Annotated in this window: 11 protein-coding genes and 1 pseudogene; 5 read left to right on the forward strand and 7 right to left on the reverse strand. The window is 45.6% G+C overall.

Annotation, left to right across the window (positions count from 1 at the left end):
- The first annotated feature begins 59 nt into the window (after positions 1-59).
- On the forward strand, positions 60-1,274 hold the full coding sequence (locus tag U859_RS0122005) for an acetylxylan esterase (RefSeq protein ID WP_025145450.1): 1,215 nt from the start codon (positions 60-62) through the stop codon (positions 1,272-1,274).
- A gap of 971 nt (positions 1,275-2,245) precedes the next feature.
- The gene (locus tag U859_RS0122010) at positions 2,246-4,234 is read left to right on the forward strand and encodes a DUF4832 domain-containing protein (RefSeq protein WP_205314431.1); all 1,989 of its coding nucleotides are present in this window, start codon (positions 2,246-2,248) and stop codon (positions 4,232-4,234) included.
- 676 nt (positions 4,235-4,910) lie between these two features.
- On the opposite strand, the pseudogene U859_RS0122015 reads toward U859_RS0122010, so the two are convergent.
- A pseudogene (locus U859_RS0122015) lies at positions 4,911-5,126 on the reverse strand (alpha/beta fold hydrolase); the annotation flags it as partial.
- A gap of 104 nt (positions 5,127-5,230) precedes the next feature.
- Positions 5,231-7,729: an excinuclease ABC subunit UvrA gene (locus tag U859_RS0122020; protein WP_025145453.1), complete on the reverse strand. Its 2,499-nt coding sequence runs from the start codon at positions 7,727-7,729 to the stop codon at positions 5,231-5,233.
- A gap of 393 nt (positions 7,730-8,122) precedes the next feature.
- Between U859_RS0122020 and U859_RS0122030 the strand changes: the two genes are divergently transcribed.
- Positions 8,123-8,602 (forward strand): hypothetical protein, encoded by a 480-nt coding sequence (locus U859_RS0122030; RefSeq protein ID WP_025145455.1) that lies wholly within the window; start codon positions 8,123-8,125, stop codon positions 8,600-8,602.
- 86 nt (positions 8,603-8,688) lie between these two features.
- Here U859_RS0122030 and U859_RS0122035 read toward each other — a convergent pair whose 3' ends face one another.
- Positions 8,689-9,291, reverse strand: coding sequence for a Crp/Fnr family transcriptional regulator (locus U859_RS0122035; protein WP_025145456.1), 603 nt, complete (start codon positions 9,289-9,291; stop codon positions 8,689-8,691).
- Positions 9,292-9,890: 599 nt separating this feature from the next.
- Between U859_RS0122035 and U859_RS0122040 the strand changes: the two genes are divergently transcribed.
- The gene (locus U859_RS0122040) at positions 9,891-10,790 is read left to right on the forward strand and encodes an SDR family oxidoreductase (protein WP_025145457.1); all 900 of its coding nucleotides are present in this window, start codon (positions 9,891-9,893) and stop codon (positions 10,788-10,790) included.
- Positions 10,791-10,926: 136 nt separating this feature from the next.
- Here U859_RS0122040 and U859_RS0122045 read toward each other — a convergent pair whose 3' ends face one another.
- The 4 genes from U859_RS0122045 to U859_RS0122065 all read right to left on the reverse strand — a co-directional run bounded on the left by U859_RS0122045 (position 10,927) and on the right by U859_RS0122065 (position 14,163).
- Positions 10,927-11,466, reverse strand: a complete 540-nt coding sequence (locus tag U859_RS0122045) for a sigma-70 family RNA polymerase sigma factor (RefSeq protein ID WP_316931582.1) — start codon at positions 11,464-11,466, stop codon at positions 10,927-10,929.
- 742 nt (positions 11,467-12,208) lie between these two features.
- Positions 12,209-12,586, reverse strand: coding sequence for a hypothetical protein (locus U859_RS0122055; protein ID WP_025145459.1), 378 nt, complete (start codon positions 12,584-12,586; stop codon positions 12,209-12,211).
- A gap of 14 nt (positions 12,587-12,600) precedes the next feature.
- Entirely contained in the window at positions 12,601-13,182 is a 582-nt protein-coding gene (locus U859_RS0122060) for an arylesterase (RefSeq protein WP_025145460.1), read from the reverse strand.
- Between the two features lie 3 nt (positions 13,183-13,185).
- Positions 13,186-14,163 (reverse strand): SDR family oxidoreductase, encoded by a 978-nt coding sequence (locus U859_RS0122065; protein ID WP_029986044.1) that lies wholly within the window; start codon positions 14,161-14,163, stop codon positions 13,186-13,188.
- 303 nt (positions 14,164-14,466) lie between these two features.
- Between U859_RS0122065 and U859_RS0122070 the strand changes: the two genes are divergently transcribed.
- On the forward strand, positions 14,467-14,982 hold the full coding sequence (locus U859_RS0122070; RefSeq protein WP_051584757.1) for a DUF4385 domain-containing protein: 516 nt from the start codon (positions 14,467-14,469) through the stop codon (positions 14,980-14,982).
- Positions 14,983-14,986: the final 4 nt, after the last annotated feature.

Genomic DNA, 14,986 nt, shown 5'->3' on the forward strand with positions numbered 1-14,986 from the left:
TAATGATGATAAGATTAGAATCCTTCGCTCCTAAAGGCAGATTGCTTATCAGCTATTGGATGAAAAAAGCAGTAATCTGCTTGATTGGGCTAAATTTTCTTTCAGCAGGCTTATATGCGCAGAAAACAGATAAGTTTATGGGAGAAATCGTTAATTATGATGAAAGTACCGTTCCAACCTATACCTTACCTAGTATACTTCTTACTGCAAAGGGAGAAAAGGTAAAAAATACCGCTACATGGGAAAAGAAACGTAGACCAGAGCTTTTAGCCCTGTTTGAAGAACATGTTTATGGAAAAACACCTGGCAGTTTCGACAGTTTAAAGTTTGTTGTCACCAATGAAAAAGCTGATGCCATGGCAGGAAAAGCACATTTGAAAGAAATAAAAATTACGGCCTGGAACGGTGGCCATTCGGTATCCTTTCCGGTAGTACTCTTTATTCCCAACAAGCGCAAAACACCTGCTCCGGTATTCTTACTGATTAACAACCGCAGTAGCAAAAATACAGATCCGGCAAGAATAGAAAAGAGCACTTTTTGGCCTGCAGAAATGGTCATCGACAGTGGTTACGCCATTGCTGCCTTTCATCATTCGGATGTGGCTCCCGACCGTAAGGACAGCTATCAAAATGGCGTATTAAAACAACTGTTTCCTGCAGAACTGGAAAAAGACAATGGTATGAAGGCCATTGGCGTTTGGGCCTGGGCCGCCAGCAGGGTGATGGATTACTTTAAAACAGATATAGAAATTGATTTTAATCATGTTGCCCTGGTGGGGCATTCACGAGGTGGTAAAACAGCTCTGTGGGCCGCAGCTCAGGATCAACGGTTTGCTATGGTATTCAGCAGTTGCTCCGGAAGTACAGGTGCATCACTTGCCAGGCGTAAATATGGCGAAACCATAAGCCTGATCAATAAACAATTTGGTTACTGGTTTAACAACAATTACAAAAAATATAGTAACGATGTAAACAGCCTCCCCGTAGATCAGCACATGCTCATTGGTTTGATTGCTCCACGACCTGTTTATACCACTAACGCTACTGAAGATCGATGGGCAGATCCCTATGGCTCATTTCTTTCATTGGTACATGCCAAGCCTGTTTATGATCTCTATCGAAAGAAAGTTAGTCTGCCGAAGGAGATGCCAGCAGTAAACAGTCCAATTATTAACTCGGCTATGGCTTACCACTTAAGGGAAGGGAAACATGACCTCAATGTTTATGATTGGACAAATTTTATACGCTTTGCCAATCTCTATTGTATACCATGAGGTTTGGCGGGGTGCTGTTGTAAGGTCTTTATTTGTAGTGTTTTATATTGTTTGATCTAAAGAAAGTTGGTTAGTTTTAGTTAACGGAGGTATGCTGTAAAGCATCTCCGTTTTTTGTTTTTCTTAACCATACGCACTGTTATATGGTGAAACATGACATGTGGTTTTTGTTAATTTAGCTCTGCGTCCATTGCGTTAAAACTCTGCCTGCTTTGCAGTTAAGTAAACATTAAGAAGTTAGGGGAGTTAAGGTTTGGCTGTGGATCCAACTCTGTGTCCACTGTGCCTTCACTCAGCGTCCACTGAGGTAAAACTTTGCGTGCTTTGCGGTTAGATAAACATAAGAAGTTAAGGGGAGTTGAGGTTTTTGGGGCGAATCGAAATGTGTTTAGCGTTAAAACGAATCCCGAGACTTTATGGATCCAACACTGTGTGCACCATGCCTTCACTCTGCGCCCTCTGTGGTAAAACTTTGCATGCTTTGCAGTTATTTCTTACGATTATAACCACTTATATCCCAATGTTTCACCACTTTGTACAAAATTGAACCATTTTCGGACAAAAACGAACCCTCCCGAACGCCTATCTGTGTATTTTTATCTCAACCAAATTATATTCTTATGAGCCATTATCTTAAATTCCATTAAATGGAGCGCAAGGTGAAATGGAAGGAACTTACACGTAGATAAAATCCATGCGCGGTGGATTAAAAACGTGCACAGCGCTTTTCATATCCGAAGTAGACAGTTTACTTGGGCACCTACTTTTTAACCCGTCATTCTGATTCGAAATAAAGATTTGTCGACGATCTTTCCGCTAATCTGTAATGTCTCTTTATGTCATTCCCTTATTCAGGTAGCCAATGATGCGCATTCAATTTAGCGAAAAGGCAAGCTATTGCCTTGAGTTTTCAAAATCAGTGCCGCATCAATCTAACGAACTTTTAAATCTAAAATTTAATGTTTATGACCATGAAAAAACTAATTTTCGAGCGAACCGGAAGGGCCGCGTTGTTGGCCTTTCTATGTTTGCAATCACTTTCCTGCTCCAAAAAGGTAGAAGAAGATCTTTCCGAAACCTTCAGTACCGGGCCCAGAAAAATGGCTGTTGTTGGTGCCGCCAATAATGTAGTGATCACGCCTGTGTACAACAGTACCGTGGTATTGCGAAACCCGCTAAACGGGTGGGTAATGTATGGGAAGCGTGATGCTACCGATACCTTTTGGGATAGTCAGTTTTTTGTTCCCGAATTGGGTGCAAACGTGAAGGCAATTGATTACGCTTCTGCCTGTTACATTCGCACCAGTTGGAGATCGCTTAATCCCAGTCCTGGCGTTTATGCCTGGAGAGACCTTAACTCTCAGATAGGTAAATTAATCAATGGCGTTAAAACAAGAGGTTTGCCCATCGCATTGCGAATTGTGGTAGATGGACGTGACCAGGGAGAAAATACCCCAGCCTTCGTGTTCACTGCTGGTGCTCAGTATTGGTTGTCAAACCCTGCAGTACCGGCACAGAAAACTCCCTTTCCCCAGGATCCGATTTTTAGACAATATTATACCACTTTCATTGAAGAACTCGCCAAGGATTTTAATGATCCTGTTCGTACCTCTTTTATCGATGCATATGGTTTAGGCAAATGGGGAGAAGCACATAATACCGTATATGCAGCCCCTGGGGTATTAACGGCAGCACAAACAGAATCAGTAAAGGAAGAGGTATTGGACTGGATCATGGCACTATACAACAGGACTTTTACCAAAGTACCGCTAGTGATCAACTATCACAGACTCATCGGACATCCAACGAGCTGGGGTGCAGCAAACGTAAATAGTAATGCTTTGCTGGTAAAAGCAATCAATCAGGGATATAGTTTAAGGCATGACGCCTTTGGTATGACCGATTACTATCAAAGCTGGGAGAAGAACTTTGCGGCAACCTGGAAACATAAACGCCCGATTATTATGGAAGGAGGGTGGATTGTGAGCGGTACACACCGATACTGGATTGACTCGAGTGGCCAATATCGGGAAGGGCATCCTGAAGATGTTAGAAAAGGTGAATTTGACAGATCGGCAGAAGCTGCGGTAAATATGATGGACTTCAGGGTGGGCGAAACCGCTTCCTGGTTTCAAACCAGCTTTCCTCTGGTACAACGCTTCAATGCGGAAGGAGGCTACCGGCTGTATCCCGATGAAGTTTCGTTGCCAAATGCGATTGCCAACGGGGCTACGGCTACACTGATCCATCGCTGGAGAAACATGGGTTGGGGCTACTGCCCTAATAACATTCCTCAGTGGAATTATAAGTATAAAGTGGCCTTTGCCATTCTGGATACTGCCGGTGTAGTCAAAAAACTTTGTATAGATGAAAATGGTGAGCCATCTAAGTGGCTGAAAGATAATCCCATTACTTATAACTTTACAACTCCGGCAATCAATCTGCCAGCTGGTAGTTATAAATGGGGGGTAGCCATTATTGATAAAACAAATGCAAACAAACCTGGGATTGCGCTTGCCGTAACCGGCAACTTTAAAAATGGCTGGCTGGAACTTGGTAGCTTGCAGATACAGGCTGAGCCACCCATTGGTCAGACCGTAAAATTAAAAGGTCCCAATAACCTGTTTGTTTCCGGCGAAAATGGGGAAGTACCAATGAGATGTAATCGCGCAAGTGCTTCTGACTGGGAAACTTTTACCATTATTGATGCCGGTGGTGGGAAAATCGCCTTGCGAAGTATGAACAAATATGTATCCTCAGAAAATGGCGCTACTACAGGGATAACCTGCAACCGGACAACAATCAGCGATTGGGAAAAATTCGATTGGGTGGTAAACGCTAACGGGAAAATTTCCCTTAAAGGAAATAATGGCAAATACATTTCTTCTGAAGATGGACAATCGGTAATGAAATGCAACAGGGCTACAATTGCTGGGTGGGAGGCTTTTGCTTTAGAGTAATCTTTTTAACTTTTAGCTAGATCATTATAAATCAGTTTAATTGGTTTGTAATGAGTCAAATATGAAATGGACTGGGTTGCTCTTTTTAGAGTAACCCCCTCTTCAAAAATGGATATAATATATTCGCAACGTTTCACCGATAATAGCTTAGCCTAACCCGTTTCTCTTAAATACGCTGCCCGGCTCAAAAAGTTGTGATCGGTTCGTTGACAACACTTTCTTTTTTTATTTTTCCCGTCATAGCGCCGTAGGCTAAAAGAAAGCAGATCTATGCTATGGATAAAAGATAATTTCTCGATGAATTTTATTAAATTCGTGCTTTTACCGCTGTTTAGTTTAATGATCAATAAATAAACCTAGGGCTTTTGTAAGCTTATATCAAGATCAATTAGCTGCCTTTCTTAGCCATACCTCCAGCGAGCGGCCGATCAGGTTTTCGGACCGGGCACCAGGGTGGAAATAGACCGATGAATGGGGGACGGTCGGCATGGTGGGAAAACCCAACCTGATCCAAAACAAAATCTGTTATCGATGTATTACAGTTATGTTTGAACTCTCCGGTGCTGAAAAAAGGCTACTGATCGATGCAAGTCTGGGCCATCGTATAGGATATCGGTATGCAGCTATTCTCAATAGGCTGGTTCCATATCTTTGGCTAAACTGGGGATTTCGGCAATGGCACACCTTCCGGATTGCTTTCATTCTGGATCATAATTGGCGCTACCGCACTAATCAATACTGCTTTTGCAACCCGGCCTTTGCCATGTTTCGCAACATAACGGACTACTTCACTACCACCGGTTGAGTGGCCAATGTGAATGGCATCTTTCAAATTGAGCGCCGCTGTGAGTTCTGCAATGTCGGCTACATAATTATCCATATCATTGCCATTTGCACTTTGGAAACAATGGTCAATTGATTGGTTTGTCGTGTTTTATTTTGTATTTAGCTGCATTTTCTAACCTCAGGCGCCAATAATCAGTTTTGTACTTAAGCTTACTTTCTGAGGTATGCGGAAAGAAATGGTGCTGTCTTGCTTTCTTTGCAGTTTATGAGGCCTTCAACGCTACCGCTATATACGATACTGCCACCTTTCTCACCTGCTCCCGGGCCGATATCAATGACCCAGTCGCTTTGTGCAATGACCTGCATGTCATGTTCAACCACAACAACAGTATTACCTGCATCAGCTAATCTGTTGAGCTGGACCAGTAACCGTTCTACATCCGAGGGATGGAGCCCCGTAGTGGGCTCGTCCAGGATATAAAGTGAAGATCCTTTCTGGCTTTTCTGAAGTTCGGTAGCCAGTTTAATCCGCTGCGCCTCACCACCGGAGAGTTCTGTTGCCGCCTGTCCGAGCCTGAGGTAGCCAAGACCGACCTCCCTTACGATATCAAGTGCGCGGTAGACAGCAGGATCCTCATCAAAAAAATGGCATGCCTGATCGACCGTCATTTCCAGTATCTGGGCGATGTTTTTATCCTTATAGGTGACCTCAAGGGTTGCGGGATTGTACCGTGATCCACTGCAGGTTGGGCAGGGAGTATATACGCTCGGTAGAAATAAGAGCTCAACCATCACAAAACCTTCACCAACGCAGTGCAGGCATCTTCCCTTTGCTACGTTGAAAGAAAAACGGCCTGCGTCGTATCTGCGTTTCCTGGCGAGCGCGGTATCTGCAAAACGCTTTCGCACCTGATCGAACAGCCCTGTATAGGTTGCCAGGTTCGATCTTGGCGTGCGGCCTATTGGCCGTTGGTCCACCACAACCAGCCGGGTAATCTGAGACAATCCGCCTGATATCGTCCCCTTAACCGGTGCAATGGCCGTCGATTCCGGTCCTTCAACAGCTTCGACGCCTGTATCTATTTTCTGGCCTAATCCATTTGCAACCAGTTCAACAAGAACCTGACTGACCAGACTGCTTTTTCCGGATCCGGATATCCCGGTGACACAGGTGAGCATGCCGATCGGGAAATCAATAGCCACATTTTTTAGGTTATGACGGTATACCCCTGAAACGCTCAGTTGGCCTGTGGCCTTTCTGGGTGTATTGATGGCGGGAGCTTTATCATTAAATAAAAATGAGGCGGTAGTCGATTGGCTTATACCTTTCAGGCCATGTGGGGTACCGCTATACAGAATATGGCCTCCGTTCTCCCCGGCGCCCGGCCCGACATCGACGATCCAGTCTGCATGTTTGATGACCTCGATCTCATGCTCAACGACAAAAATACTGTTTCCCGCATTTTTAAGTTTGTCCAGGATACCCAACAGTGCCATTGTATCTGAAGGATGGAGCCCGGCTGAGGGTTCGTCCAGAACATAGATTACGCCAAAGAGATTGGAATGGACCTGGGTAGCCAGTCTTAATCGTTGGAGTTCTCCGGGAGATAAGGTTGGCGTGGTTCGTTCCAGGCTCAGGTAACCCAGCCCGAGCTCCAGCATCACTTCTATACGGGAAAGAATGTCCGCGCAGATCCGCTGCGTGACGATCTCTTTCTCGGACTGCTGTCCTTTTTGAACAGACGCATATTTTTGGAAAATGACCGAAAGTTCGGATAGCGACAATCCAGAAAGTACCGCAATATCCTTTCCATCGAAGGTGACAGAAAGCGATTCTTTTCTAAGCCTCTTACCCAGGCACAGTGGGCAGGGAGCACTGATCATGTATTGGCTTACCCTTTTTTTCATCAGTTCAGACTGGCTCGAAGAAAACGTCTTAAGTACATAGGGCTTCGCACCGATAAAAGTCCCCATATAATCCGGAGTCTTCTTATTTTTTATGGCTTTCGCAGTCTCTTCTGGAGATAATCCAGGATAAACAGGAACAGTTGGGGTTTCCATTGTGAAGAGTATCCATTCACGTTCTTTTGCCGGAAGATCTCTCCACGGGATATCGACATTATATCCCATCGATACCAGGATATCCCGCTGGTTCTGCCCCTGCCAGGCGAGGGGCCAGGAGGCAACCGCACGTTCACGAATGGTAAGGCTGGGATCTGGGACCATGGTTTTTTCGGTTACCTCAAATACACTGCCCAATCCGTGACACTCAGGACATGCGCCTTGCGGGGTATTGGCCGAGAACCCCTCAGCATAAATGATAGACTGCCCTTTTGGATAATCACCGGCCCTGGAATATAACATACGCAGAAGGTTGGAAAGGGTGGTCACACTTCCGACTGAAGAGCGGGTACTTGCTCCTCCGCGCTGCTGCTGAAGTGCAACAGCTGGTGGAAGCCCGTCAATTGAGTCTACCTCCGGTACGCTCATCTGATTGAACAACCTTCGGGCATAAGGGGATACCGATTCGAGATACCTGCGCTGGGCCTCAGCGTATAGTGTTCCAAAGGCGAGTGAAGATTTACCTGATCCTGACACTCCGGTAAAGACCACAAGCTGATCTCTTGGAATGTCAAGACTGATATTCTTGAGGTTATGCTCCCTTGCGCCGCGGATGATGATCATATTCTCTTTTGCTTTTTCTACCATATTTCACTTACTCTATGCTATGCAACACCCGAGTGGTTAACCAGGTTTTGCTAAAATGGATTTTGTGAGTGGACACCACTTTTCCTCTTTTGCAGGGTTACAGGATCATGCAGATCTCATCCCAATCGCCTGCCTAAGGGCAGAAGAAGCTTGGTGGGGCGCCACATGAACCCATCAAGGACACCGAAATGCAGACCCAGCGGAGCATGAAAGCATGGTGCAGCAAAAATAATCGATTTCCTGTTAATTCCAGCAATTCCTGTATAGTGTATTATTGCGATTGAAGGGCCTAAGATGAAAATAGTAATATATAAATTTCCTAAATAATGTAGATGCTGTTTTTCAAACAATCTATTCGCTTGATGGTTTATTAAACAATTTCTTTGATATCCCATGAATAAATTTCTATCCGATCAGCCTGTGCAGGTACTGTCTTTGAGCAGTGAATACTATATTGCCGTATCAAAGCTTAAAGTTCAAGAAAGCACATCCCCTTTGTGGGACAGGCTGAGGCGAATTTTAAAAGCATTCACCTTTAAGGCCAAACGGACAGGGCTCTTAAAGAGCCGCAAAAGCCCCAAGGTAGCTAAGCGTGAATTCAGGCCGGAGTGTGGCATGCAAGCGCCTGAATATTGCTTTGATTATGATTCACTAAAGATAAAAATTATAGCCCGCTGGCCAGAGGCAGTACAAGATGTTATTATGGAAAGTGAAAAAGTTTATCTGGTGATATGCAAGCCAGGGATCTGCTTTTTTACCTTTAGGAGGGTGTTTCCGCAATTTGTTCCGCGAATAATTCAACAGGAAAACGATCTGGAATTTAAAGTTTACAATGCCAGTTTTAACAGTGATTTTATCGTCCGCCTATTCTAAAGGTCTTTTTCCACCAGAAGTAGATCTCAGGAGCATGTGCAAACATGTGATCAGGCAGGGTAATTCCGCTTGAATTGCGGTACATATCAGGCCCTGTTGATCTTTGCTTTCAAGCGACTAAGCGTCTCTTCCCTAATGCCCAGGAAACCTGCAAGATGTTTTGAGGGGATGCGTCGGTAAAGATGGGGGTAGGTTTCGATCAAACGTTGGATGCGCTTTTCCGCAGTCGGAATCCGGATGAGAAAATTACGCTCATCAGCTTCATGGTAGTGGTACCACAGCAGGTTTCTTGCCAGATGGTGCATCTGCGGAAAAGTGAAAAGTTCCATGATCAGTTCGTGTGGGATGATCACCGCATGTGTGGTTTCCAATGCCTGTATAAACTGCTGGCCGTGCAGGTTGTACTGTTTGTCAAAAAGCGTCAAACCAACAATATTGCCCTCTGTAGCCAGCCAGGTTGTAATCTCTTCACCGGCATCCCTGACAAAACCCCGTACAGCACCCTTGACAATAAAATAGAGGCTTGGTTTAAGGTCAAGCGGGCTTGAAATATGTTTATTCTTCCGGAAAGTGATGTCTAAACATTCACGTTCTACTACCAGTTTCATGTCATTCGGGATCCGGTTGAAGGATTCGAAATATCTGATAAGCAGTTTTGTACCATTAAGGTTAGACGTTAATGAGGGCATAGTTCGTAGGATAGACCTGCAAAAATACTACAAAGCACTTGCCTATCCCGCCTATCGATGGGCTGAATAAGTCGCTTTGTTCTTGACCTTTATCAAGAAATGTGATCTACGAGAGCGAATAAGTAATTCATGCTGCACTCCTCCGGACAAAAATTAGTCATTGATTCTCATTTTGGGTGCTTTTCCGGATTGAACAGGTGTGTGGGCGGGATGAATTGCTGGGCGGAAATTTTCCCTGCCCGAATACATCCTAGCAGGGTGAGAATAGGATAAATAGATATTTTTCATGGTTTAAAGATTGATGTTATGATAAGCCCATATAGCGAAAGATTGTTTTCTGAACTTGCAATGTGATTCCGGTTCTATCCTGGTACGAAGACTACAGGGCCTATCCTCCCGGTGGGACAAGGGTGGGTAAGAGGGAACAATCCTGCTCCGGCGGATGTTTGGTTCACGCTTTTTGTTTTTCCATAGAACAATTGCCGGATTTATAATGTTGGATTTAGGGAAAGCCTTTAGCTTTTAAAGGTCCGCCCACAATCCATGGCCAGGATATATGGGCAGTATGTTTAAGGCCGAAATAAACAACATAAAAAGAAATGACTGAAAATAAAAAACAGCCTTTACAGGATCCGAGAACTAAATATCCACAGCCGCCATTTAGCAAACAGCCACAGCCGGTACCGGGACTTGCATCAAAAATGGACCCGGTTCCGGATCACGGGGAGGAGAGTTATAAAGGATCAGAAAGACTTTTAGGCCGCAAAGCGCTCATTACCGGCGGGGATTCAGGGATTGGCCGGGCTGCGGCTATTGCCTATGCGAGGGAAGGAGCAGATGTGGTGATCGGTTACCTGCCCCAGGAGCAGTCCGATGCCGATGAGGTATTGGCGCTCATAGAAAAGGCAGGCAGAAAGGGATTCGGGATACCTGGCGATATTACCTCAGAGGCATTCTGTGTGTCCCTGGTTGCAGGGGCAGTGGAAAAATTAGGCGGGATCGATATCCTGGTCAATAATGCAGGGCATCAGCAGGCGGTCGATTCATTACTGGATATCAGTTCGCAGGATTTTGACACGACCATAAAAACCAATATTTATGCGCCATTCTGGATTACCAAAGCAGCTCTGCCACATCTTGAGCCGGGTTCAGTGATTATTTCAACCAGTTCTGTACAGGCGTATGATCCTTCGGAAAACCTTTTTGATTACGCACAGACCAAGGCGGCCAATGTGGCTTTTGTGAAATCACTAGCCAAGCAATTGGGGCCGAAAGGGATAAGGGTTAACGGGGTGGCACCCGGACCGGTATGGACGCCGCTGCAGACCAGTGGAGGACAGCCGCAGGATGCCATTGTAGAATTCGGGAAGGTAACGCCATTGGGGCGGCCGGGACAGCCAGCCGAGCTTGCTTCCATTTATGTACAGCTGGCAGATAATTCAGGCAGCTTTGCAACCGGGCAGATTTACGGTTCAGCCGGAGGGAACGGACATCCCTGATCTATCATCTGTCCCGAAATAGAGCGGGTTGTAGGAGTTCATATCTTCAGCTCTTCTTTCGGCTATATCGATTGCTTTTAGGCGCCCGTGAGGGTGTAATAGCGATTTTTCCATATTGTAGCCAGGCAAAACCTGTTTATTCCCCTATATCATCCTGATAGGTTTTTAGGTATTTTTTAAGCAGGAGCCTGGCCTGGTGGATGCGGGTTTTAACCGTGCCAAGCGGAATATCGAGCTCTGCGGATATTTCCTCGTATTTATAACCTTCGAAATAGCGTTGAAAAGGATAACTGTACACCTCAGGGACACTGGCCAATGCCCTGCGGATGTCCTCCATCATAAAGGTGGCGCCTGATGAGTTCCGGCTAGCGCTTTTTATCAGGCTGGGGCTGGTGATCTCTTGTTCCTGCACGATCAGCGTCTGTTTTTTCTGGTCCTTGCGGTAATTGTTGATAAAGGTATTACGCATGATCACATACAACCATCCTTTTATATTGGTACCCCTTTCAAAATTTGCGCAGAAACGTATCCCTTTAAGCAGGGTGTCCTGTACAAGGTCCTTTGCTTCATCCTCATCCCGGGTGAATTTCATCGCATGTGAACGGAGCGCGGATGCATGCTTGTCTGCAATCAGGCTGAATTCATTTTGATCCATAGTTTCTCGCTTAGTTGCCATTATCGACGGTCTTTTAACAACAAGGATGACTTTTGGTTTGCAGATAGTTCACAATTGGGAAAAGATGAGTATTTACACCATCATTGCCAGGCAGTTTTTTCGCTATGCGGTGGCCGGGAGTTATCAATATGGTTTGAAATGCCTGAAACAACCGTCGGTCTCTCTAAATGAAAACGGGAACCTATCAAAAGACAGGTTCCCGTTTAATCTAAATTAACGCTCTCAAATTAATAAGCGTATTTTTATAGTTTTTATTGTGCTTACTAAAAAAAATATTCACTATTATGCCCGTTTGAAAAGCTTAAACATCGCCGCAGTAGTGCAGGCTCCTGTCAGGTAAGAGCCAATGGTCAGTGTTGTTACCTTTGCATTTACTTATGGCGGGATATTGGGACAGTTGGAAGGAGCCTAAAACTGGGATTGTGTTCCGTCCTGCACCATCATCACGCAGCCGGCCAATAAATGTGAGGGAATTGCCGGCAGCAGAGCGGTTAAAGGTAGCCAACCAGTAGATGATACTTTATTGAAAGGCCCTCAGATGGACCCGAGATCAACAATGCGCGAAATAAAGATGAGCATAATAACAGGCCTTCAGGACCTGACCTTAGCTTTTTTGACTTTGTTTTCGCGGCCTCGTTTTGGGGCTGCTTCTATGGGATTTGGTGTCTGAGAAGTGCTGTTCGGTTTCTTTTTTTGCTTAAGTTTAGCGCCGTTTTTTTCCACCTGTTTGCTCAGGCGTTTCTCAAGACCTTGGAGCCTGGACTTCCATTTTGTGAGTGTGTCGTCGGCCTGACCGGGCTGTCCATCGGTATCGAGCAGGCCAAGGATGCTGGCAAGGGGCCTCGGCAACCTTTTGATGAGTACTGATCCAGTTTTGCTGAAGGGTTTTCAGATGTGCCTGCTGTGAACTGATCAGATCCTTCAATAGCTTCATTTCAGCTTTAATGTCCTTGCCCTTGCGAAGCAGGATGAGCAGTCGGGATGCGGAATGGAGGTGAACCGGATTTTTGGCAAGGATGGACCTGTAGGTTTTGATGGCCTGCACGTAGTCCCCTTCGGCTTCAAGGGCTTTCGCCGTTTCCATTCTTTCCGCCTCAATGATTTTTGCTTTTTTGGACATGTTTACGCTGTGGTTTATGTTGTCTGATCAGTTTCCCGTTCCCTGATGATCCGGTGTAATTCAGGCCAGATATTTTCTGCAGCGATCTGGTAACCTTTTTTCAATGGATGTACGCCATCTGGCATATTCAATTCTCGATGGCCGCTAACGTTTTTAAGAAAGGAGGGGACCAGTGCAATCCCATTTTTTTTTGCCAGCTGCGAGAAGATGATCCCATATCCGGTGCTGTGTGCCTCATTGGCCCAAACGGGAAGTTCGATACCAAGCAGCAATATGGAAGCAGAAGGACAGGCGGACTTTACCTTGTTGATTATGGCCTGAAGATTGGCCGTGACCAGGGCAGGGTTGATTCCGCGCAGGAAATCGTTGGCGCCCAGCTCCAGGATAAAAATAGCCATGTCTTCTTTCAATACCCGGTCCAGCCTGGATAACGCCGAAGTGGTGGTATCACCGCTAACGCCAGCATTGATCGTGCCGTAATTTAAACCCTTTTTTTTTAGCTTTTCGCCGATCAGTGCGGGAATGGATTCCCTGGATGGATCGCTTAAGCCGTAGCCTGCAAACAGGCTGTCACCAAAGAAAATAACCTTAAGCATCGTTTAGGAATTCTTTTTTATTAGCAATGCGGAAAGCAGTATTACAGCCCCCAACGCTATGTATTTGCGGTGTGCTTTAGGTTTTCCGGGTATTCCCCATCCCCCATGAACCGCGTTGCCGTATTCCACGGTGCAGAAAATGTTTCCATTGGTAGGGGGAATAGCTTTGGCATGCTTCAGGTAGGTCCGGATAATGCTACCTGCTATAGCGGTGGTCAGGGTAGGGAATAATGCACTGGAAAGGCGCATAAGTGAGGCGAAACTTCCCACCATTTTCTCAGGCCTTGGATTTAAGGAGAGTTTGAGTATTTCGATTGCCAGACGGTCTGGGTCATAAACCAAGGGCCCCGGTTTGAGTACTTTTCCCGTATAGTTTGCAGCATGCTGCATACCGGGTGTATCCAGAAAACCTGGAAAGGCGTCACACACATGTATATTTGGGTAGGACCGTAACTCCGATTTTAATGAGGCAGAAAAACCGCGCAGTCCAAATTTTGCGGCCGAATAACCTGCTCCGAAGGGAACCGGAAGAAAACCGCCTATGGATATATTGTTGATCAGGATACCATATCCCTGCTTTTTAAAATAGGGCAGAACAGCGTGGGCACCATGCATATAGCCCAGAAGGTTGGTCCTGATAACCTGTTCGCTCACTTCCAAGGGGGTCTGGTCGAAGTTTCCGATAGCAAAAACCCCTGCATTGTTGACCCAAATGTCGATTTCTCCTCCATCTGCGGCCGCGGACGCGAGGTTTAGGACCTGATGGTAATGTGAGGTGTCGCATGCGATGCATTTCACTTCAGCACCAAACATTGTACACTCTGAAGCAAGTTCCTCCAGTGCAGCGATATTCCGGGAGGCAATAACTAGGTGGTCACCGTGTCTCGCAAAAGCAAGTGCAATGGCCCTTCCAGCACCACTGGATGCGCCGGTTATGACTATTGTCCTGATTTTTCTTTTTATATGCTGGTCATTTTCCATATTGATATAACCCGCTTGCAAAGCTGAATGTTTGCTTTCTGGCAGTAATTGGACAAACTTTTTCCCTATATACACTGTTCTCCATCTTACAGGCCATATGGTAAGGAAGGTGCCGGCGGGAAGGCTGTGGCGTAATAAGTGCGCCAGCTATAAAAGATCAGGATGATGAATAATTGTATGGTTGTATGTTTTCTGACGGGTGCGGATTTTCTGCATGTAATGTTAAACCTGACCATGGAGAAGATGACCAGAAAGATACTTGTCGTGAGATAACTGCAAATGATGCAGTAGATGGCTATGAATATGAAAAAGATTTTATCCGCCAAAGGTATCCGCAGGGTTAGGCGCCCTTCTTATCTGGGATTCGATATCGAAGGTTATCCCTGGAAAAAGGAAATCAATTACCGTGAACATCCGCAGATGTACCGTGTTGGAAAAGGGGAACAGGGCGTATTGATTTGTGAACCCTACAAATCGATAATCGGCCCATTGTGGCGTTTTAAGGATCCACAGATTGCCAGGGAAAGCGCAGAGACAATTTTCAATCGCTTTATGGAATTTATTGACGATGGAGATTTCGTAGGGGCTGACCTGGCCCGGAAGTACCTTCAGATGGGGTATACCCGTTCGAGACGTTATGCTAATTATAAGGGTGGCCGCAAATATGATAAAGAAGATGGTTATGCCCTTTTAAAGCGTGGTACCGGTGAGAAACAAAAGGCAGAGGCTGCCCTGATATTCTATGGTTACTGGAAAAAGGCGGAAGGGAATGACTGGTACCGTGATGAAAAGATGCGCTGGAAGAAGGAATATGGCTGATTTT

It is taken from the genome of Pedobacter jeongneungensis (genome assembly GCF_000633455.1).
Taxonomy (GTDB): Bacteria; Bacteroidota; Bacteroidia; order Sphingobacteriales; family Sphingobacteriaceae; genus Pedobacter; species Pedobacter jeongneungensis_A.

What these genes read in the sequence shown, in the direction of transcription:
- U859_RS0122005 (WP_025145450.1), top strand. Translation starts at nt 60, where the DNA reads ATGAAAAAAGCAGTAATCTGCTTGATTGGGCTAAATTTTCTTTCAGCA.
- U859_RS0122010 (WP_205314431.1), top strand. Translation starts at nt 2,246, where the DNA reads ATGAAAAAACTAATTTTCGAGCGAACCGGAAGGGCCGCGTTGTTGGCC.
- U859_RS0122020 (WP_025145453.1), bottom strand. Translation starts at nt 7,729, where the DNA reads ATGGTAGAAAAAGCAAAAGAGAATATGATCATCATCCGCGGCGCAAGG.
- U859_RS0122030 (WP_025145455.1), top strand. Translation starts at nt 8,123, where the DNA reads ATGAATAAATTTCTATCCGATCAGCCTGTGCAGGTACTGTCTTTGAGC.
- U859_RS0122035 (WP_025145456.1), bottom strand. Translation starts at nt 9,291, where the DNA reads ATGCCCTCATTAACGTCTAACCTTAATGGTACAAAACTGCTTATCAGA.
- U859_RS0122040 (WP_025145457.1), top strand. Translation starts at nt 9,891, where the DNA reads ATGACTGAAAATAAAAAACAGCCTTTACAGGATCCGAGAACTAAATAT.
- U859_RS0122045 (WP_316931582.1), bottom strand. Translation starts at nt 11,466, where the DNA reads ATGGCAACTAAGCGAGAAACTATGGATCAAAATGAATTCAGCCTGATT.
- U859_RS0122055 (WP_025145459.1), bottom strand. Translation starts at nt 12,586, where the DNA reads ATGTCCAAAAAAGCAAAAATCATTGAGGCGGAAAGAATGGAAACGGCG.
- U859_RS0122060 (WP_025145460.1), bottom strand. Translation starts at nt 13,182, where the DNA reads ATGCTTAAGGTTATTTTCTTTGGTGACAGCCTGTTTGCAGGCTACGGC.
- U859_RS0122065 (WP_029986044.1), bottom strand. Translation starts at nt 14,163, where the DNA reads ATGGAAAATGACCAGCATATAAAAAGAAAAATCAGGACAATAGTCATA.
- U859_RS0122070 (WP_051584757.1), top strand. Translation starts at nt 14,467, where the DNA reads ATGAAAAAGATTTTATCCGCCAAAGGTATCCGCAGGGTTAGGCGCCCT.